The 21,914-nt window shown below is 47.0% G+C and carries 13 protein-coding genes; 8 read left to right on the forward strand and 5 right to left on the reverse strand.

Annotation, left to right across the window (positions count from 1 at the left end):
* The first annotated feature begins 109 nt into the window (after nt 1-109).
* The 4 genes from HUF13_RS02525 to HUF13_RS02540 all read left to right on the forward strand — a co-directional run bounded on the left by HUF13_RS02525 (nt 110) and on the right by HUF13_RS02540 (nt 10,188).
* Nucleotides 110-5,848 (forward strand): glycoside hydrolase family 9 protein, encoded by a 5,739-nt coding sequence (locus tag HUF13_RS02525; RefSeq protein WP_304038734.1) that lies wholly within the window; start codon nt 110-112, stop codon nt 5,846-5,848.
* Between the two features lie 106 nt (nt 5,849-5,954).
* Nucleotides 5,955-8,249, forward strand: a complete 2,295-nt coding sequence (locus HUF13_RS02530) for an ATP-binding protein (protein ID WP_173473674.1) — start codon at nt 5,955-5,957, stop codon at nt 8,247-8,249.
* A complete protein-coding gene (locus tag HUF13_RS02535; protein WP_072826897.1) occupies nt 8,249-8,623 on the forward strand; it encodes a response regulator in 375 nt (124 codons plus the stop codon). The genes HUF13_RS02530 and HUF13_RS02535 overlap by 1 nt, the downstream gene beginning before the upstream one ends.
* Nucleotides 8,624-8,631: 8 nt before the next feature.
* The gene (locus HUF13_RS02540; RefSeq protein ID WP_173473675.1) at nt 8,632-10,188 is read left to right on the forward strand and encodes a sigma-54 dependent transcriptional regulator; all 1,557 of its coding nucleotides are present in this window, start codon (nt 8,632-8,634) and stop codon (nt 10,186-10,188) included.
* 39 nt (nt 10,189-10,227) lie between these two features.
* Here HUF13_RS02540 and HUF13_RS02545 read toward each other — a convergent pair whose 3' ends face one another.
* The 3 genes from HUF13_RS02545 to HUF13_RS02555 all read right to left on the reverse strand — a co-directional run bounded on the left by HUF13_RS02545 (nt 10,228) and on the right by HUF13_RS02555 (nt 14,203).
* Entirely contained in the window at nt 10,228-11,250 is a 1,023-nt protein-coding gene (locus tag HUF13_RS02545) for a class I SAM-dependent rRNA methyltransferase (protein ID WP_173473676.1), read from the reverse strand.
* A gap of 149 nt (nt 11,251-11,399) precedes the next feature.
* Entirely contained in the window at nt 11,400-11,843 is a 444-nt protein-coding gene (gene nrdR / locus HUF13_RS02550) for a transcriptional regulator NrdR (protein WP_173387554.1), read from the reverse strand.
* Between the two features lie 284 nt (nt 11,844-12,127).
* Entirely contained in the window at nt 12,128-14,203 is a 2,076-nt protein-coding gene (locus HUF13_RS02555; protein ID WP_173473677.1) for a transketolase, read from the reverse strand.
* Between the two features lie 183 nt (nt 14,204-14,386).
* Between HUF13_RS02555 and HUF13_RS02560 the strand changes: the two genes are divergently transcribed.
* The 3 genes from HUF13_RS02560 to gmk all read left to right on the forward strand — a co-directional run bounded on the left by HUF13_RS02560 (nt 14,387) and on the right by gmk (nt 18,843).
* Nucleotides 14,387-16,954, forward strand: a complete 2,568-nt coding sequence (locus tag HUF13_RS02560; RefSeq protein WP_173473678.1) for an NPCBM/NEW2 domain-containing protein — start codon at nt 14,387-14,389, stop codon at nt 16,952-16,954.
* Nucleotides 16,955-17,132: 178 nt separating this feature from the next.
* Nucleotides 17,133-18,044, forward strand: a complete 912-nt coding sequence (locus HUF13_RS02565) for a glycosyltransferase family 2 protein (RefSeq protein WP_173473679.1) — start codon at nt 17,133-17,135, stop codon at nt 18,042-18,044.
* Nucleotides 18,045-18,282: 238 nt separating this feature from the next.
* A complete protein-coding gene (gmk, locus tag HUF13_RS02570) occupies nt 18,283-18,843 on the forward strand; it encodes a guanylate kinase (protein ID WP_173473680.1) in 561 nt (186 codons plus the stop codon).
* 108 nt (nt 18,844-18,951) lie between these two features.
* Here gmk and HUF13_RS02575 read toward each other — a convergent pair whose 3' ends face one another.
* Together HUF13_RS02575 and HUF13_RS02580 are read right to left on the reverse strand one after the other, a co-directional pair.
* Nucleotides 18,952-19,959: a hypothetical protein gene (locus HUF13_RS02575; RefSeq protein WP_173473681.1), complete on the reverse strand. Its 1,008-nt coding sequence runs from the start codon at nt 19,957-19,959 to the stop codon at nt 18,952-18,954.
* A gap of 157 nt (nt 19,960-20,116) precedes the next feature.
* Entirely contained in the window at nt 20,117-20,680 is a 564-nt protein-coding gene (locus tag HUF13_RS02580; protein WP_173473682.1) for a hypothetical protein, read from the reverse strand.
* A 251-nt stretch (nt 20,681-20,931) separates the two neighbouring features.
* Here HUF13_RS02580 and HUF13_RS02585 point away from each other — a divergent pair, with 251 nt between their 5' ends.
* Entirely contained in the window at nt 20,932-21,903 is a 972-nt protein-coding gene (locus HUF13_RS02585; RefSeq protein WP_173473683.1) for a hypothetical protein, read from the forward strand.
* Nucleotides 21,904-21,914: the final 11 nt, after the last annotated feature.

Genomic DNA, 21,914 nt, shown 5'->3' on the forward strand with positions numbered 1-21,914 from the left:
TTCTCTGGCAGCAAATACTCATAGTCTACCGAATCTCGACAGGACCTGCAAAACTTGCACGCGTATACACAACGATTCGGTAAACGTCTTTAACAGGCGTCCCATCCGCTTGAACCAAAGCGGATTCAAGCCCGAACATTACAAGTATGCCTATGTTGCAGACCCTACAGAAAAGACGTTCAAAGTCATTGACGCCAACAGTGGAAAAGAAGTTCCCGGTGGAGGAAACCTCACCCTCATAGGAACTGTTACCAAGCCAGGTATAACAGTTAGAGTATCCTTCAACTCCCTCCAAGACTTAATGAGACTTGGGGACACAACTTCGACGGGAACCGAAACTCTCTACCGCGCCGATTTCACAACGCTTTCAACTGTAGGCGAATACTTCCTCGTTGTGGGCAAAGACACCTCGGCAACATTCCATATCAGCCCCTATATTTACAACTCCATTCTTGAAAAATCGTTGATGTTCTTTGGAATTCAACGTTGCGGCAATACGGATTCCCACTTCCACGGAGCCTGCCACTTGAAGGATGGTTCAAAAATAAATCATGACCTTACCGGTGGTTGGCATGACTGTGGTGACCATTTTAAAGTCGCCGAAACCGTCGGTTATGCAGCTTACGTGCTTTCAATGGTTTACCTCACCTACCCTGACAAGGCTGAAGACCGTTTCGGTCATTCATATGCAGACACAATTCGAGATGGCATTCCGGACATTCTCTATGAAGCTAAAATCGGTGCCGACTATATCATGAAGCTTTATGACGCCTCTGTTGCCGAAGGACTTATCGAAAAAGGCGACATGTTCCATACGGTGGGCATGAGCGATTGGGATCACAGTTTCTGGGACGTGCCCGAACACCAAGATATGCAACCTTATAAAAAAGGAGGTCCAGACCGACTTGTTCTCAAAGGTATCGGAACAAACGTTGCCGGCATTTACGCAGCCACATTGGCAAACGTTGCCGCCGGGTTTAAATGGATCAATCCTTCTTACTCTAAAAGACTATTAGATGCAGCAAAAACAATTTATGCAAAAATTGTGAAGCCGACATACTTAAAATACACAGAATCATATGAAGGTCGTGACAAATGCGCTAAAAGGGGCAAGGCAACTTTATACGAGTATAGCGATGGTAATATAACCTTTAACGGAAAAGGATACTACAGCGGTATGGGGCTTTGCGAAGACGATGCTGCAGCGGCAGCCGTGTCGCTTTGGTATGCTACCGGAGATACCACATATTCGTATGACTTGTATAAAAATCCGGACATGAACCAAAATGGGCATGCAAAATTTGACTTGGCATTTTTCCCTAAAGGGATTCTTGCTATGGACCAGGGCTTCAACAACTCTTGGGCAACGGACTACCAGAATCTATTCGCCTATGTTCTGTTCGCCATGCAAAGGCTTATCTTGAACGACCCCGAATACGAAACAAAATTCGGACTGTCGAAAATGGAAAGAGATTCACTATCGATGCGCGTGATGGCTGCGTTCCGCAAACAAGTCGAGACCAACTCCACGGGTGATTCCGTTGCAGTTCTTTATCCGGGTTCCGGCAATGCAGAACCTCGCGAAGGCACATCCAAGCTCAAAGTGCAACCTCCCTACAACTTGGTGTGGACCAGCTTTGACTGGGGCGTGATGCGCTACAACATGGGTTCTGCAGTGGCTGTATTCCTTTTGTATGAACTTACAAAAGACGAACGCTACTTGAAAGTCGCTTTGGACAACATGTATTACGTACTGGGCGCCAACCCCTGGGATATTTCACTTTTGCTCGGTGCAGGCGACAAGAACCCGCAACACCCGCATAACCGTTCCGCAAACCCCGATGGTTACAATGCAGGTGGCGGCATTCCTTACGATTACAAGTGCCCCATCGGCGCATTGATGGGTGGACGCGCTCCGAATTTACCATTGATTGAAGACTGGGAAAAATACACATCGACAGAAACCTGTATCGACTTCTCGGCTCAGTTCCTGTTCCCGGCACAAAGCCTTGCAGAACAACTCCCGCCCGATAACGACGGTCCTGTTTTCAGCGACATCGTTGGTATCCCCACATCGGATTCTACAGCAATTATCAGCTGGAAGACCGACGAACTCGCACTCGTAACCGTTTCCTATGATGTAACAACAAATGCCAATACCGCAAAATCCATACAGCTCACCGAAGCGGTCAAAGAAGGCTCAGTAACACTCACCGGCCTAATTCCTGGGCAAACGTACTACTTCTACCTTGAAGGCGTTGACCCTCATGGAAACATCACCACAGATGATAACCATGGTTATTGGTACAAATTCACCATGACATCGACAACAACTCAAATCAAGGGTGTTACCATTTGTCAGGTGGATAACCGCAGCGCTAAAATTTACTGGTGGAGCACAGATCGCCTAGACGGCATGGTTCATTTTGGTAAAGCAAAAGGTTCCTATACTGAAAAAGTAGTCGCAAATGGCGGTGTAGCCCTTTTCCACGAAGCCGTCCTTACTGGACTTGAAGCCGGCACCACATACTACTTTACCGTATCATCTGGAGCAACTGTTTCCGAAGAATATTCTTTCACGACCGAACAATATGCAACAACAGTCAACATGGATATCAACGTCAAGCCTCTCAACAAGGATGGATGTAGAAACTCTTCCGACTGGAAAAAATGCAATACGTTCCTCGTCATCGTCCGAAACAAAGACTCGGTGGAATACAACGATCTTGATTTAAGATTCTATTTCCCCGTAGCAGTCCAAGGATCAAGCAACAACAAGTCCATTTGGGATGGAACCGGATTTTCCGTTGGCTGGCCTGTCATAAATTTCGGCGAACCTGTTCCCTATAATGTAATATCAATGAAAGACTCCGTAGAAAAAGGCTATTATATGCCAGTCCACATCGAGGGAAAACTGGCAGTATCCGGTAGCTACTTCTTTGAATTAATTATAAACCCCACATACGGAAGCATCGACAGCAGTTGGTCATTTAGGCCCCATACTGCAAAAGATGATCCAGAATACTTCGAAGGTATCAATTTGAAGCGAGGACCGCTATATAAAGAAGAATCCAACTCCAACATGTATGTAGAAATCATTGATGGTGTAGGTGAAAAAGCGTTCAGAAAAACAGCATACGTCACAGCATACTACCACGGCACATACATTTACGGCTACGGTCCGGATTACACACCGGATAAAGGCCCCCAAGTTGACCGTAAAATTGAGACAACCTTCTCAAGCCCGTTCATAAGCCCAATTCACTCCGTCGAAAAAGTGGATCCGCAAACAACCTATTCGGCCACAAGCACGATTACTCCGAACGGATTCCTCGATGCCGTTGAAAAGAACAGCGATCCCTATTCATTTGAATATCTAAATCCCAAGCGTACGGACGCCATTTCCTTCGGCGTTACCGACACTCTACTCGCCTACGGCAACAACTATATAGAATGGGTCACCTGGCACAACAGAAATGCCAACCAGAAGACCGAAAACAAGTATGATTGCGCCTGCGCTGTTGTACGCACGAACGTCGAAATCGACAGTATCACAAAGCCACTCGAAAAACGTTATCTCGCATTCGACAAGGCAAAAATTACCGGCTACAAGAACAAGTTCGTCGAAGTTCAAATTGCACTCCTCGACAGTAATCTTAACATTCTCACAAGCGAAAAGAATCTGAACGTCGAACTTTTAACAGACGATCCGAACGTTCGCTTCTACACAGATCCGACAGCAACGATTCCAGTAACGACAGTCACGCTTTTCGATGGCGTAACAACCATTTACGTCAGTTCCGACGTAGCTTTGCAAACGACAATTTCAGCAACGCATGCAAACACGGCTGATTACGCCTATACGCCGGCTATAGCCGAGCTCACCATCGAAGATCTTCCGCCTTGGCCGATTATCGATGTAGCAAAGATTGTGGACCTGAACTGCGACCACATTCCTGACGCTATGGATATCACGCTTTCATCGGAATATATCGAAAATCAATCGTTCTCATCAATTTCGTTCATCTACGGAAACGAAACAATTGTTTCAAATAAAGTCAAGTCGCTGAACGGAAAATCACTCATTGTAGAAATCACAGTTCCGCAAGAAGTCGTGACGGATGCCTCCGGAAAGATTACGCTCGAAAGCAATATCCAAGGCAACAAGAAGACCGTTGAAGATATCTATTCTGACGGCATTTCGCCGGCACTGCTTTCTGCAACAGTTCTCGAACGTCAGGATACATCGACAACAGACCACCTATACTTGCAATTCAGCGAACCGATTTCGGCTCCGGGTACACAATTCCCGCTCATCCTTTACAACACAGATGCAACAACGAAAGCCACCATCCCCACCGTTCTCTCAGCCAAGCTTTACAACGAAGCCAAGAACATTTGGGATTTCGAAATCGCCTTTGATGCAGGCCAAGGCTCTTTGGTAACCGCAGGCATGTGGGGCCAACTCGATCCGGCCGGAACAATCCGCGACTTGAACGGCAATGGAGTGGCAGGCCTCTGCACACCGGAAAAGGTTCAAATTCTCCTCAAGATTTTGCCGATTCCGATGACATACGCCGTCATTACAGACAAGTTCCAAAACGGTTATGCAAGCCACGTCGATGTGACATTCCAGAAACCGCTCGACGACAAGCACACACCGGAAAAATTGGAAATCATCTTTGGTATGGCAATGCCCGAAACACTCACGGTCGAAAAGAGCAAGTTCGTATTAAGCGGTGAAAATCTCTCCATCGATCTCGAAAAGCCGTTCCAGTTCGGTAACACCTGCGGTAATTACGATGGGCCACTCCCGGGCGGAAAGCTCCTTACAAATGCAGGCCTTGTAACGCAGTACCTCGGAACAGGTGCCGCTACCGAAACGAACAACGTCCTTGCCGAAGATAAGGTTGGGCCGGTCTTTGTTTCGGCTACAATCAACCAAGCTTCTACAATTGACATTTTAAACATTACCGCAAGTGAACCTCTAGTCACCGCAGACGAAAACCAGCAATTCTTCAGACACAAGCGCGGCGAAAAGCAATCCAATGTATTCCGCAACGGATTCTCGAACTGGAACTATCTACAGAAGAATGCCGGAATCTCGCTCATCTACTCAGGCGACCTCACTGGGTCCGTGATGGAAGGCGACTTTGTAAGAATGGGCTCCATGATGACAAGCACGTTCAAAGACGCAAACGGCAACTATCCTGAATTTGATGTTCCGTGGGTTCTTGTAAACGGTAAAGGTACTCCAACTATCAAATTCAACGTAAAGTTGCGCGAAACCGTCAACGATATAAATTCCTTCAACCGCTCAAATGTTGATGTCAGCGAAACAATGCGTTTCTATATCAAGAATCCGTCATCAAACAAGTTCGACCTCATTCAAGACGGCAAAATCACACTTACGGGAATTGACTCCGCAAGTATCGGTGGTGCCATCTTTGATGTGAAACTCACTGTACCGCGCGGAGCATCATTCGGCGAAGAATGTGCCTGGGATAATCTCCTGGTCAAATTCAACATTCCCATTTACTCGAACCTCGGTAGCTTTGTAAATCGCTTCCACAACTCCTTCAATGTAGACCCGAAACAATACCTTTCCATCAACAACGTGGTTGAATTTGCCATCGAATGGGCAAACAAGGGACCGTCGGGCATCCGCACCAAAGAAGATCGAGCCGTGGGCACAGGCGCATACATTTACAAGGCCGAAATCGAAGCAAAGTTCTCGCCGAACATGAACAACCCTGAAGTCAAAAACAATGCCAAAATTATCAGCAACTTCTCGACGAAATCCTCGTTCGAGCAGAGAAAGACTTTTGGTATAAAGAGAACAAAGTAAAAATCCAACCGAATGGGAAAATATGCAAGAGAGTCTATTTACAAACTCGCCCTACGTAATCGCGCTTTCCGTTATAGCGTTAATCGTTGTATGCTATTTTCCCATTATGCTTGGGCAAAAAACGTCAGTCAAGCAGCTCCCTCGCTCCATCCACCAATTGGTGATTATCAGTATATTCTGGCAGGCGAGCAACTTGATTGGCGATATTTTCTTTAGCGGTGAAAATTTTGTCGCAGGAACAAAGGCCTACACGGCAAGACAACTCATTTTTGGAGCAGCCGCACTGGGTTGGATCCAGTTAGGCAATGCTGTTCAGCACACCGCAGAAATCAGCCTGAAAATAAAAAGAAAGAACTGTTGGAAGCTCATGAACATTTTCGGAGCGGCCGCCGTTTTGATTTCGACTTATCTTTTTATCAACGAGCCTTCCTATATCCCCAATTTCAATTTCTTTAGCTACAGGCCATTTGCCGAAAGGCCCATATTCAACTTTTACTCGTTGTTGTTCTGCTTGTTTGTTCTTCCCAATATCATTGTCACGGCTTACATTTTTCTTCGCAATATTGTGCAATCCAGCGATACGACGCTCCCCCACCAGGTCAGTATTTACATGTTGGCCTCGTTCGTATTCTTTATAACGCTAGCGGCTCTCTTCGATTTTGTCATCCCCATTTCTACCAATTTCAATCAATACGATCAATTCCTCAAATGGTCGCAATTCATCTCGGTATTCCTAGCCATACTTTCGGGACAATACTTCACATCGGTTTCTTTTAAAAATAAAAGCGCCTCGTGGTTCTTAGACAAACTAAAAGACAGAATGGTAGACGGCCTCCTGTACTACAATTACAAAGGCGAAATTCAACTTGCAAATCCGGCGGCGCTGAGCATTTTGCACACCACGCAAGAAGCGCTCCACAACAAAAAAGTTTCTTCGATTTTCCCGCAAATCACGGACCCTTCGCGCGAATCGACTTACAACAAAATAAGAGTCAAGATTGACAACGAAGACCATATTTTTAACGTTTCCATTTTTGAAATTCGTCAATCATTGACCACCAACTACAACGTAGCCTTCTTTAGCGATGTTTCGAACACATTGCATTACCAGCAAATTATCAAGAACCGCGATGAGCAGTTCAAGGAATACCAGCTCGACCAAATCCGCTATCAAGAACGTTTAAACATCTGGAAAAAGAAGGTCGATGAAAGTAAATACTTCTTGGATACGTTAATCAGTACGCTCCCCTTCCGTTTTTGGTCCAAGAACGAGCAGGGCGTATTCATGACGCAAAACCAAAACGATATCAAGAACCGCGGTAACCTGTTGCAAACTTCAGAGCCGGACAACAAGATTTTACCGCAAGAACTTTTAGCGCGAAACGAAGGCGAACCGCAAAGTTTCATTTCATACGAACGAATTAAAAAATCTACAAGCGATTTTGAAGACGAAGAAGATTCAGTCGAGATCTTGAACCAAGACGATTACAATATGGCAGTCCGCAAAGGAGCTGCTAAAGATATTTCAATTTTTGAAAACATGTTCATCCCGATTATGGCACCCAGTAAGCCATACAAAATAATCGGCATCAAGATTGATATTACCAAGGAACAGCGTCTCGAAAAAGAACGCGACATGTTGCAAGAACAAAAACATATCCATTCGAGACTCGAAGAATTGGGAACCATCTGCGGTGGTTTTGCCCACGACTACAACAACATCCTGGGCTCCCAGATCGGTTTCTGCGACCTCGCACTAGAAGTGCTTGATAAAGATAACCAGGCATACTTGTTCATCCAGGAAGCAAGAAAGGCGGCAACTCGCGGCAAGGAATCTCTTGAAGAGCTTTTAAACACCATCCGCGGAAAGACATCCGAAAAGGACAAACTCACAGAGTTCGCGCCTTACATGATTATCGAAGACGTGGTGAAGAAGCTCTGGATAACACTCCCTCCAAACGTAAAGGTGAAAGCAGACAACATCGACAAGGACATTCGCATTGTTGGAAACGTCTCCGCACTCGACCGCATTATCAGCAACCTTGCAAACAACGCCATCTTCGCCATGAAGGAAAACGGCGGAACACTTACGATTGCTTTAAAACGCGAGGTGCTTACGGAGCCGCTCATTACGCCGTATGCACCGCAAATTGATGCAGGCACTTATGCGAAAATCACCGTCGAAGACACGGGCACAGGCATGGACACTGCGACCCTCGAACGCATCTTTTCACCGTTCTTTACGACCAAGGCGCCGGGCGAAGGCCTCGGCTTAGGGCTTTCTTCGGCCTTAAGACTGCTAAAAGAAGGCAATGCGGGCTATACAGTACAAACAACCTTGGGCGAAGGAACTATTTTTAATCTATATTGGTCTATAAGAAACGAGAAAATGGAGGCTTAATGTCTACAATACTCATCATTGACGATGATGCTCAGCTCAACCTCATGTTGAAGTCTGCCCTGGAATTAAAAGGTTACACTGTCGATACAGCTTGCAACGGTAAGAAAGCAAAGTCGCTTTATCAAAAGAATACGTACGATGTGATTATCACCGATATCATCATGCCGGAAGGTGATGGCTTTGAAGTAGTCCTTGACCTTCGCCGCATGGGCATGAGCGACCGTACGATCGCCATCAGCGGTGGTGGACGTACTTCTGCCGAAGACTACCTTGCAACGGCGCAGCATTTCGATGTAGCCGCAATTTTCAGCAAGCCGCTGGATCTCCAGCTGCTCCGCAACAAAGTTGACGAGATAATCAAAGCACATTCGTAATAGCATAAATGATGAATATCCTGATCGCTGATTTTGATCGGAAATTTGTCGAGGAGCTACAGCGGAACTGGTCCATCGCCGGAACGAACCTCTTGGTCTGCTCCGACGAAAAGACTCTGATGCCGCTTATAAAAAAGACGTCGATAGACCTTGCGTTTATCGAGGTCCCTTTTTTAATGCTCGACAATATGGATTTGATCAGCTACCTGAAGGAACGCCAGCCTGGTATTGAAATTTTTGTGCTGTGCGATGACCGCAATTGGCAAGGCGCCGCAAGCGCCATTACTCGCGGTGCTACTAGCTTTTTGAAGAAGCCCATCACATTGTCGCTTCTTGAAAACACAGCTAATAAAATCCAGGCTCAACAGCAAAATAAGTCCAACACGCAGCTCATGGAATCCCAAGTGTTGGACAGCCTTCTCGGCGACACGCCCGAGATGCGCAAAATTTTAAAGACTGTTTACAAGGTCGCACCGACCAACAGTACGTTGCTCATAACCGGCGAATCCGGTTCGGGCAAGGAGTTTTTAGCAAACGTTGTTCACCGCTACAGCAAGCGCGCTAACGAACCGTTTGTACCGGTCAACTGCGGAGCTATCCCCGAGAACCTCGTCGAAAGTGAACTCTTCGGTAGCAAGAAAGGTTCATACACAGGTTCTACCGCCGACAAGAAAGGCTTGTTCGAATCTGCAAACGGCGGTACACTTTTCCTCGATGAAGTCGGCGAACTGTCGCCAGCCACACAAGTTAAACTTTTGCGTTTCTTACAAAGTCACGAAATCAGGCGCGTGGGCGAAACAGAGGCTCGCTATTTGGACATTCGCATTATCGCTGCAACAAACCGCGATTTGCAACAGGCCATGCACGAAGGGCGTTTCCGCGAAGACCTTTACTACCGCCTGAACACATTCCATTTGCAGCTCCCGCCGCTGAGAGAAAGAAAGCCAGTCATTCCGAACTTGATACGTTATTTTATTCTAAAGAATAAGGAAGCGCAAGGGAAGGAAATCCATGACCTTGAACCGGCAGCGCTTTATGCTTTGACAAAATACCCCTACCCCGGCAACATTCGCGAGCTCGAAAACATCATGGAACACGCGATTGTGCTTTCGGAAGGTGGAATCATCAAGCTCGAAGATTTGCCTGAATATGTGCAGGTTGAAGCCCGCGAAAAGACGGTCGCCATCCCACACATCAAGGATGCTGGCAGCTACAAAGAAAGCGCTAGTGAACCTATTAGCGACATCGTTGAAGAAGTCGAGGATGACGAGAAATCTGCCGAAAATCCAATCGGAACCCCGATTCATTTTGAACCGATTTCGGGCAAGACGGATAACGCAGGGCTTTTGACGCATAACCCAACCAAGTACTTAACGCATAATCCAGAGCCAGACGATGAAGAAATTCTTTCGCTCGACGAAATGGAACGCAGACACATTCTGCATGCGCTGAGCATTTGCAAAGGGAACAAGACCGAAGTGTGCAAGAAGCTCGGGATTAGCCGTGCCACGCTTTGGAGAAAGCTCAAAGAACTGAAAATTGAAATGGATGGCGGAGAGGAGTGAGCGGCTACGCCGCAGTTGTCTAAATTCTAAGTTCTAAGCTCACACCTCAACGAGTGTTGCGACTAAGCAGGAATCTTTCGTTGAGCCGCTACCGACAAAGTCTACGTCTTGGGATTTTTTCCAAGACGTTTTTGCTTTGGGATGAACGGAGGAAACGGCCGCGAGAACGTCACGTGCAAATGCGTTCAAATTAAATTCACTGTAGTTGGAACTCACCATGAAGAATCCATTCGGATTCAGAAGTTCAGCACATTCTGCAACAAGCGGCATCAAGTGTTCGCGCACGTTAAAATTAAAACCCTTGAATCGCGCAAAGCTAGGCGGGTCAAGCACGATGCCGTCAAAACGGAGCCCCTTCTTTTTTGCCCAGTGCACATACTCAATCGCATTACCGCGAAAGAATTCTCCTGGACGCAAATCGAGCCCATTTAACGCATAATTTTCACGGCCCTTATCGAGAATCTTACCGCTGATATCGGCATTCGTAGCTACCGCAGCACCGCCCAAACGCGCATGCACCGAGAAACTGCAAGTATAACTAAAAAGGTTGAGGAATCGCGGACCATCGAATGCAGCGGGATTCGAGGATTGCGCAGTTTCGGGATGCGAAGAGCATGCGCCGGACATCGCGCGGAAGCGTTCTTCAACTTCCAATCGCACATGACGCATATCCAAGAAAAGACCCGGATTAATCGTATCCATCAAATCCACATGGAACTGAGCCTTCCCCTCGCGCACAACGCCAACAGCATCTTCACGCGAACCCACCACCACATCCATGGGAGCATTTTCAAGCGAACGCCCCGCACTAGAAAGGCGTTCCTTTGTCACAACGCAAACAGGATTGAAGAGTTCGCCAACAGCATTGACAATTTCAGTCTTGCTTGTCAAAAGTTCCGGCCCAAAGAACTGCATCTGGTAACGGTCGCCAAACTTATCAATCGTGAGTCCCGGGAAACCATCAGCAGAGCCATTCACAATGCGCAAAGCATCCGTGACAGAAAACAGAGAAGAGCGCTTTTCAAGCGCAATCGCTAACTTGTTTTTTAAATCAAAAGCCATTCGAGAAAATGAATCCTAGATTCTTCGACTTCGCTTGTTGTAGAAACGGCCCTGAGCTTGTCGAAGGGCCCAGGATGACACAGCAAAAATAGAAAATTCAGTGGATCCCGTCGGTTGTTTCACGCTCTCCAGGATGACAACACTTTCGTCTATTTATCCAAAGTCTTGATTTGGTCAACGAACTCGCCCACTTCCTTAAATTCACGGTAGATGGAAGCAAAGCGGACGTATGCTACTGCGTCGAGTTTCTTGAGTTCCTGCATCACGAGGTTGCCGATTTGATCATAACTGACTTCGGAATTTTCGGATGTCTGCAAAGCATTTTCGACACGCGTCACAAGCTGTTCAATATCGTCGATGGACACCGGTCTTTTTTTGCAAGAGTTCATTATACCGCGCAAAAGCTTTTCACGCTGGAACGGTTCGCGTTCACCACTGCGTTTAATAACGGTCAACTGCTGGACTTCAACGTATTCACGAGTCGTAAAACGTCGACCGCAAGCACAACATTCACGACGGCGGCGAATCGACGAACCACTCACGCGGCTATCGACAACCTTATCGTTATCATTCTTGCAAAAAGGGCAAATCATGCGTTGAATATAGGTTATTTTGAAGAAAAAGGTGATTAAAATCTTTATAAAATTACATTGTTTAGTAGAAAGTAGGCGGTAGGACAAATGCGTAGGTCGAGCGTCGCGGCCAAGAGTGTGCAAATTTATGCAAGCATAAGCCATTTATGGACTTATATTTGATAAATGCAGCCACGGACGCGAAGCGTCAACCTCTTGAGCGTAGCGAGAGTACAAGTTAGAAGTGATGCAAAAAAAACGGCACCGTCAGGCACCGTTTTCAAATTTTCGATTGCGCTCGCTAATTAAGCGTTAGCCTTCTTAAAGTCTTCGACGTTCTTTGCAAATTCAGCGAGGTATTCCTTGGCTGCTGCAGCAACAGCTTCCGGAACGTAGCCGAATTCCTTTTCGAGAACGCCAGCCGGAGCAGAAGCTCCGAAGCGTTCGAGACCGGAGACCTTGCCGAAGCCACCCACGACCTGGGCGAACAGGAGCGGAAGACCGCTGGACTTTGCAAACACCGGAGTCCACGGAGCAATGATGCTGTCGCGGTAGGCCTTGTCCTGCTTGAGGAAAAGAGCCGGGCTAATCATGGAGACCACGCGAACGGCCTTGCCTTCGGCGCGGAGGAGTTCGGCAGCCTGATGTTCGAGGAGAACGTCACTTCCGTTTGCAACCAAAGTAAGTTCCGGCTTCTTGCCTGCGGCAGTGTTGTCGCTGACGATGTAAGCGCCCTTGCGGCAAGCCTTGGCGGCTTCGTAGCGGTTGTCACCCGGGAGCGTATTCACGACCTGGCGAGTAAGGATGAGAGCCGTCGGGCTGTCGTTGTTTTCAAAAGCCATTTCCCATGCTGCGAGCGTTTCGTAAGCATCGGCCGGACGGAGAACGAGCATTTCAGCCTTGCCGCTAGCCTTCGTGAGGCTTTCGAGCAAGCGGATCTGCGTTTCGTGTTCGATCGGCTGGTGCGTCGGGCCGTCTTCGCCCACGCGGAAGCTGTCGTGCGTAAACACGTACTTGACCGGGAGGCCCATGAGAGCAGCCATGCGGATTGCCGGCTTCATAAAGTCACTGAACACGAAGAACGTTGCGCAAATCGGATAGAGACCGCCGTGGAGAGCGATACCGTTAGCAATGGCACCCATCGTGAGTTCTGCAACGCCGACCTGGACAAATGCGCCCTTGAAGTCGTTAGCGCGGAAGATGCCCGTCTTGTCGAGGAATGCCTGCGTGTTGTCGGAGTTCGAAAGGTCTGCAGAGCTGCAGATGATGTTGTGATAATTTTCGGCGAGGTAGCCAAGAACCGTACCGCTAGTGACGCGAGTGGCAACGCCTTCCTTGATGTTGAGCTTGGAGAGGTCGATCTTGAGACCCTTGCCCGAGAGCCATTCATTGAGGGTTGCGGACTTTTCGGCGTTAGCCTTGTCCCAAGCAGCCTTGGCCTTCTTCCATTCGGCAACTTCCTTGCGGAGTTCGTTAGCGCGGGCTTCAAAGCCAGCCTTCACGTCATCAAAGACCTGGAACGGATCGTCCGGATTGCCACCGAGATTCTTGACCGTTGCAGAAGTAGAAGCACCGGCAGCATTAAGCGGCTGACCGTGCGTAGAAACAGCGCCTTCGTAGCTCTTGCCGTCTTCGGCGATAGCGCCCTTAGCCATCGTAGTGTGACCGTAGACGAGCACCGGCTTTTCAGTTTCTGTCCAAGCGGCCTTGAAAGCCTTGCGGAGTTCTGCAATGTTGGAACCGTCGCATTCAATCACGCGGAAGCCCCAGGATTCGTACTGACCAACGAAGTCGTGGTCCATCACGTCTTCAGTCTTGCAGCTGAGCTGGACCTGGTTTGCGTCGTAGAAGAAAATGAGATTCGAAAGCTTGAGGTGACCAGCAATGCGGCCCACGCCGTATGCGATTTCTTCTTCGAGGCCACCGTCAGAAACGAGGCAGACCGTCTTGTGTTCGACGATGGAACCGAAGCGTTCGACCATGAAGCGTTCAGCGATAGCACCACCGAGAGCAATGCCGTGACCGATGCCGAGCGGGCCCGAAGAGTTTTCAATACCAAGGGAGACATCGACTTCAGGGTGGCCCGGAGTGCGGCTGCCAAGCTGGCGGAAATTCTTCACGTCTTCGAGGGTAAGGCGGTTCGTGAGGACGAGTTCGGAATAGAGGAGCGGGCTCATGTGGCCCGGGTCCATGAAGAAGCGGTCGCGAGCCATCCAGTTAGCGTTGTCCGGATCGTAGCGCAAGAATTCTGCAAACAAAAGCGTAATAGCATCGGCGGCGCCCATGGCTCCACCCGGATGTCCGGACTTGGCCTTCTGCACCATCGCGGCAGAAAGGATACGGACGTTGTCAGCTGCTTTTGTAACTAATGAATCTTGCACGGTCTAACCCCTTTAGAGTTTTGTTTTTACGCGGCAAATTTAGTTTTTTCTTGCAAAACTCTCAAGGTATATTGTCAAATGAAAAGCCCAAAGCAATAAAAAGTTATATTTTCATCACAAATTACTATTCAGTAAAATCGCCCCCAAACGGAGCGGTTTTGTGTATTTTCGAGAAGGATTCAAATGAACTACAAAGACGCTATCTTGAAACTGTTCAAGAACTTAGCACACCCCGCCGGTATTATCGGAACAATTGTCGCACTCATCATCCCCATCCTTATTTATCTTTTAGGTTCCCCCAAGGGAAGCCATAAAGATATTATTCGGCAACTCGATTTAAATCTTCCATTCGGTCTTTTTTGGCTACAACTCATCCTGGGCATCGTTCTTTTCTGCGTTTTAAACAAGGATTTTAGAGAATGGATCAAGGGAATCCTCCCCGAAAAATCCATCAGCATCATGGCGCTAGTGTTTGCCGTAGCCGTATCCATTTTCGCAGGCACACAGATTGAAGCACGCCACCGTGTGCAAAGTGACGAAAGCGTATTCATGTCCGTAGCACAGAACATGTACTACAATCACATATCAGGAACGTGCAACCAAGGCGATTTTGATCAAAACCAACTCAATTGCCACGCCAACTCCAACAGCTTCAAAACCAAGGGACTTTCGTTCCTTTACTATCTCGGCATGCCGCTGTTCGGGAACAATCTTCGCTGGATTTTTACAGCAGAATTCGTGATGCTACCGCTTTCGTTCTTGCTCATGTTCCTTGCGATTGTCGCATGGACCAGGCAACCGCTCCTCGCCTTCTTGGCATCGCTCCTCATGGCACTCCAACCGACAGTGCTGTTCCAGTTCCGCGCCATGTCCGTCGAGCCACTCTACATATTCCTCTCTGCACTTTCGCTCCTCGTTTTCAAGTGGGCTTATGATAGAAACACCATAAGGCATTGGACGCTCCTTGCCCTCATCCTCGCCTTCTTTGCGCAAACCCGCCAAGAAACAATCTTCTGCATTTTCGCATTCATCCTCTTTGCACTCCCGAAACTTCTCGACAAGAAAGACGCCAAGGCCCCCACATTCTTCGTCGTATTCTCGATTTTCTCCGTCCCTGTGCTCCTCACCATCAGCTATTTCCAAGGCTTTGGTTTCCAGGGCGGTGAATTCGAAGCCCATGGTCACTTCTTCGAAGACCTCGCCAAGAACTGGGACGTGATGACCATGAAGATTGGAGACAACGGAGAACTCCGCAATCCGTTCCTCAGCTACTTCAACTACCTCTTTGTAATCGGAGCCATCTACCTCGTCTTCCGCGCCATCAACGATGCCCGAAAGAGCGACTTCACCTACCTCAAGATTCTCAGTTTCTTACTCCTGTACCACGTTCAGACGTACGTCATTCTCGAGAACGTTTCCGGCGATTTCAGCATTGAAATCAACCAACGCTATAGCCTTGTGATGCTCCCGACGATGGCATTTGTGGCCGCACTCCCCATCACGCACATGATCCAGTATTTTGCAACTCCGATGAACAGCAAGGAACAAAATGCCAAAGGCGCCTTCGCTGGCATACTCATCGCAGCCATCATCTTTACCGGTTGGACATTCCATTACAAGCAAGACTTCAACAAAAACATCATGTACAACCGCAACCACTTGACCATCGAAGAATACGAGATTCTCGGGTGGCTCAAGGAACAGCCCAAGGCTGACCGATTCTTTATTTACGGACGTCCGTGGCATTTTATAGGTTACGGAATTTCTTCTATCCATTATGACGAAGCTCGAAAAATGAGCAACGCCAAAATGAAGAAACTCATCGATAAATATAAAGGCGAAGTCTATTACATCCGCGGACTGGACTGCTGGGACAGCCACACTTACCACAAGAAAGCAGTGGAACACCGTATCGCCACGACCTGCGACGTTTTCGAGCGCGAAATGGATATGACCGGAGTTAAGAACATCTTGATTACGAACAACTACTGGGTTCAAATCGCAAAGTTCAACGGTCGCAAGAATTACTCCCCAGAAAATATTATTTCGACCAGCGAAATTGAAATCATCCCGGATGATTCCACTAAGAGCAAAGCCGCTGCATTAAGAATAAACTACAAACTCAATGAAAAAGGAACTGCCGTAGCTAACTGGACCTTAACAATAACCTTGAATGACCAACCTCTTACCATAAAAAAATACCAATTTGGCGAATACAGCAAGGATATTAATATCGAAGGATTACAGCCTGGCTTTAACCAGATCCGCTTTATCGTACAAGATTTAGCGACAAAAAGCAAGCTTGCCGACATTTCAAAATTTCACTTTGAAAAAGCAAACGGAGTCGTCGCTCTTACGGAAATTCCTATAGTCTCACACCAACAAGAATGGGGCCAAATGCACAAAAACGAAAGCATTGAAGGCAACAAGTTAACCGTAAACGGACAACTTTACGCGAACGGAATTGGTACGCACGCCTCATCTACAACTGTTTTTGACATCGACAAAAAATATTCGAGATTCAGGCTTTCCGCAGGCCTTGATGACGAATCCCTTTGCAGCGAAGGCGTTGCTGTCGAAGTTCTCGGTGACGGAAAATCTCTCGTAAAAACCCCGTTCTTCAAGAATGGCGTATTGCACAAAGTCGAAGCCGACGTTGCCGGAGTCCAAAAGCTGACCATAAAATCCATGCCGCAAAAAAGCATCAACTGTAGCCATGTGGATATCATCAATCCGGTATTGATTCCGTAGCAGTTTCGCCGCAGTTGGCAGAACTTAGTCCGCTCCGCTCTTAGAGCTTAGAAAAACAGACAAAATCCTAAGTTCTAAGCTCCGAGTTACTAGTTACTAGAAGTAATTTATATAAAAATTCCCTAGTAACTAATAACTATTAACTAGTAACTATTTTTCAAATTGCTATAATTGCACTATGCTTTTATCCGTAATTATTCCTGTTTTTAATGAAGAAGAAATCGTTGCCGAAACCTACCGTGTCTTGGAGGAAGAGCTCAAGGATATCGAACACGAACTCATTTTTGTCAACGACGGTTCCAAGGACCGCACCCGCGAAATCGTGGAAGGTCTTCTCCCCGGAAATCCGAACAACAAGATTATCAATTTCAGCCGCAACTTCGGTCACCAGGCCGCATTCAGCGCGGGTCTCGACCATTGCATTGGCGATGCGGTAGTGATTATCGACGGCGACTTGCAAGACCCGCCTAGCCTTATTCACGAGATGCTCGAAAAGTGGCGTGAAGGCTATCAAGTTGTTTACGCACAGCGCAACAAGCGCAAAGGCGAAACCCTTTTCAAGCGCTTTACTGCATTCTGCTTCTACCGTATAATTGGCAAGCTCACAAGCATTGACATTCCGCCTGACACAGGTGACTTTAGACTCATGGACCGCTGCGTGGTCGACCAGCTCAAGAACCTCCCCGAACGCAGCCGCTTCTTGCGCGGCCTCGTGTGCTGGGTCGGCTTCAAGAAAATCGGCGTCAAGTACGACCGCGCCGAACGCACGGCAGGCACTTCGAAGTATCCGCTCAAAAAAATGCTCCGCCTTGCCTTCGACGGCATTACAGGGTTCAGCTCTGCGCCGCTCAAGATCAGTTTCTACATGGGATGGATCGCAACGATTGTCGGATTCGCCTTGCTCGTCTGGTCGATTCTCGAAAAGTTCCTCTCCCCAGCAACAACGGTTCCCGGTTGGGCATCGCTCATGACGGCAATTATATTCTTTGCCGGCGTGCAGCTTTTGACCATCGGCATTCTCGGCGAGTACATCGGCCGCATCTACGACGAAGTCAAGCAGCGCCCGCTGTACATCGAAGACAAAAAATAATTCGGAATTCGGACAACTGCTCGGCTCGGAAATGCCAATGCTTGCATTGGCATTTCCGAGCCGAGCAGTTGGTGCTTGAGCGAAGCGAAAGTACAATTAGGAATTGACGCATTTAGGATTGTCATTCCCGATTTATTCGGGAATCTCCTTGCTTAGAAATTTTTAAGTTAAAGGAGAAGCCTGCCTTCGCAGGCATGACGCGATAAAAGTGAATATGGAGTAATTACAGAATTTAACTATGAAAAACAAACTATTCGTAATGAGTGCCGCGAGTGGCGCAGGAAAGACCACCCTCAAGGATCTGGTCATCAAGGATTTTCCGGACATCAAGTATTCCATCTCCGCAACAACCCGCAAACCGCGCGAAGGCGAAGTTGATGGAGTCCACTATTTTTTCAAGACAAAAGAAGAATTCGAAAAGCTCATTAAAGAAAACGGCTTGATTGAATGGAACGAAGTCCACGGCAACTACTACGGAACGCCCAAGAGTTTCGTTGAAAAGACTCTCGCCGAAGGAAATCGCGTGCTGTTCGACCTCGACGTTTTCGGGAAAATCAACTTCGATAAGGTCTACCCCGATGCCACGGGAATCTTCATTTTGCCGCCTAGCGAAGAAGAACTCGAACGCCGCCTCCGCGGACGCGGCACCGATAGCGAAGAAGTCATCCAGCTCCGCCTTGCAAACGCCAAAAAGGAAATTGAATTTGCAAAGACCAAGGGCAAGTACGAATACACGATTATCAATGACGATCTGCAAAAAGCCGCAGACGAACTCCGCGCCATTTTAAGACAGAAGTAAATTGATTATTGGTCATTAGTCATTGGTTGTAATTTGACTTTGAATTCGCACCCGATGAAAATTCCCGCCCCATCGTTTACTGAGAGGCGGGAATTTTTGTGTGAGGTGTTATGTGTGAATTCTTACGACAATGGAATTTTCAAAGAAGCTCGGGTCTGCCCCCAAGCGCCACAGCTTAGAGCCATATGCAAACAAGTTCGGACGCGCCTTGCGTAAAATTGCGGCACCCGTTGCACGCAGATACCCCGCTTTGCTCTTGGACTGCATTCCCTTGAGCTTAGCCCCCAAGTCATCAATGCTTACGCTAATTGCATTGTGATCATGCGGGTTGTACGGTTCCGCCTGCACCTTGGTAGAGAGCGATTCAAAAACCTCCAGACTTTTGGCACCAAGCGCAGTATCATCAAAAAAGCGGAAAGCCGTCGCCGCCTTTACAACGGATTCAAACTTCTCGATGCCATCAATCCACGGATAGTTCGTTGCCCCCACAAGCCCGACCGTAAAGTCAAACGATTCCGCTTCGCGGAAATAGCGGATAAACATTTCCTCCGGAGATTCCTTTTCGGGATTTGGCTTGAGAACATCTTTAGCAGCCGTCAAGAGAATCGCGGACACATCCGTTTCTCCAGTTGCAATCGGAGCATTCGCCTTGTAAACTTGTTCAAACCCACTGTCGCCGCGGAACCCGCCATAGACATACGCAAACAGAGCTTCCGCTGCTACAGGCTTTATGAGGTGTAGCACAAGCGGCAAGAAGTTCGCAAACACCGTCGAACGACGGCGCATAAGTTCTGCGACAAGCAAGCCATCTCGTTCCTGAACCGCAAGCAACAACGCCCCCACATGCAACAAGAACGAATACTGCCCAACATCTAAATTCTTGATGTCGCTCGGCAAATAGACTCTGATTGTCGCTTGCAATTCCTTTGGCAAGTACATGTACCAAGAAGGCGTAAAGTAGGCACTGCCGTCTACGCACTGCATCTGCGAAAGTTCCTCATCTTTTGCTGATGCGCCATCAACAAAATCAAGAATTCCGGTCGCGCTTCGCGAGAACCCGTAAACCGTTATGTCCCGGGACGTTTCAATCTTCACGTAAAACATTTCATTTGCCATTGCAGGCCTCCTTTCTGAAGGTTACAATGTAAACTTAGATTTTAATAGTGTCATATAATGACATTTTAGAATTTTGCAAAAAAAAAATTCTTTTTTTTACAACGAAAAAGAGGCGCAATTTACATAATTGCACCTCAAAAAAAATGCTAACAATATTCTAATAACGTTGACAACGTTTCTCAAGAAAGTCATTCGCAGCTCGTTCAACATCTTTAACAAGCGTTTCTATTTTTTGGCGATCAGCCGTTCCACTGCGCCAATCGGTATAAATATCAATTTGCCTTTTTCCATCAAATTCATCATACGGCAATACATAGTTGACTTCAGCGCGAATAAACCACATATTATCCGCATCTTGGCGAAGCGATACCTTCAATCCACAACTCGTATCCTTCGATTCAATTGAAAGATTATCGAAAAGACATTTACGATAATTTTCTCTTTTTTGCGCATTAGCACACAATGATTTTATTTTGTCCCTAAATTCATTCCAGCGGAGACCCAATTGACCATTTAGCATCAGCTCTTGTTCACTAAAGTAAACTGAAGTTTTATCAGGATTATAGAATAATGTTACATTTCCCACTGCATCAATTTCACCGATATTACATCCAGAATCGTTCACAATATTAGATTTTTTACCCTGAAGAGGAATTTTCACCTGACATTGGAATTCCTCTTTTATAGTAGTGATAACATCCATAAGTTCATTTATTTTCATAATAATACTCCAATTTTTGATAATAACTTAATATACACTTCATTTACATAAATTAATATTATATATTTCGGCGCAAAATATTACAAACTAATTACAAACATATATAATATCATACAAAAACAAAAAAGCCAAATTACATTCTTTAAACATCAAAGTTCTACACTACTTTACGTGACCAGCCACCACAGCTTTATTTTCAAACGAATCCAAAGGGTTAATTATACTATACTTTCTGCAAAACGAGCGATTACATGAAAATCTACTACCACCTCCCCGGACTATTTGAATTTTACGACTTATACAAGGCGTATCTGCCGCTATTCCGCGAGCACCGTGAATATTTTTACGACTGGTGCGAAATCGGTTCCATTTACGGAGCGCCGAGCGACTGCATTTGGGGCGGTGGGCGAGTCGGTTTCGGAGATGCAGAGCCGCGAAAAGTTGCGAAACTCATGCGGGAATATGAGATTTCCGCGAGGCTCACTTTCAGCAATTCATTGATTCGCGAAGAACACTTCGCCGATGCCCGATGCAACAAGTTGTGCAAAATGTTTGAAAGCGGTGCAGTTTCCAGCGCAGGCGAGATGCGCGCAATTCAAGATGAAGACAAGAATCGCGAGTATTCCGATGCAAGCGAAATGAACACAGTTCAAAACGGCATCATCATCCATTCCGACCTATTGCTGAATTACATCAAAACCAAGTACCCCAATTTTTACTTCGTCTCCTCAACGACAAAAGTTATCACAGATTTCGAGCAATTCAAAGCAGAGCTTGACCGCGATGATTTCCGCTATGTCGTTCCTGATTTCAGACTCAACAAGCAATTCGACAAATTGAACGCACTCACAAGCGAACAAAAACAAAAGATTGAATTTCTCTGCAATGAATGTTGTTGGTTCGGCTGTTACGACCGCAAAAAATGCTACGAGAACGTAAGCCAGAAAAGTCTCGGCGAAAAATGCGAAGACCACGTTTGCATCTCGCCCACAGCTCAAAGAGGCTACCGCTTTTCCGATGCAATGAAAAATCCAGGCTTTATTGGAATCGAGGACATTCAAAACATCTACGCCCCCGCAGGTTTCCAACACTTTAAAATCGAAGGTCGCAGTCTTGGCAGCGCTCTCATTTTGGAATTTCTACTTTATTACATGACGAAGCCCGAGCACCAGCTCAAAGTTCGTGAAGAAATTTATCTGGACAGCACGTTAGATTTATTTTAAACGGAGATCAA

This window comes from Fibrobacter succinogenes, from assembly GCF_902779965.1.
In the GTDB taxonomy this organism is placed as follows: Bacteria; Fibrobacterota; Fibrobacteria; order Fibrobacterales; family Fibrobacteraceae; genus Fibrobacter; species Fibrobacter succinogenes_F.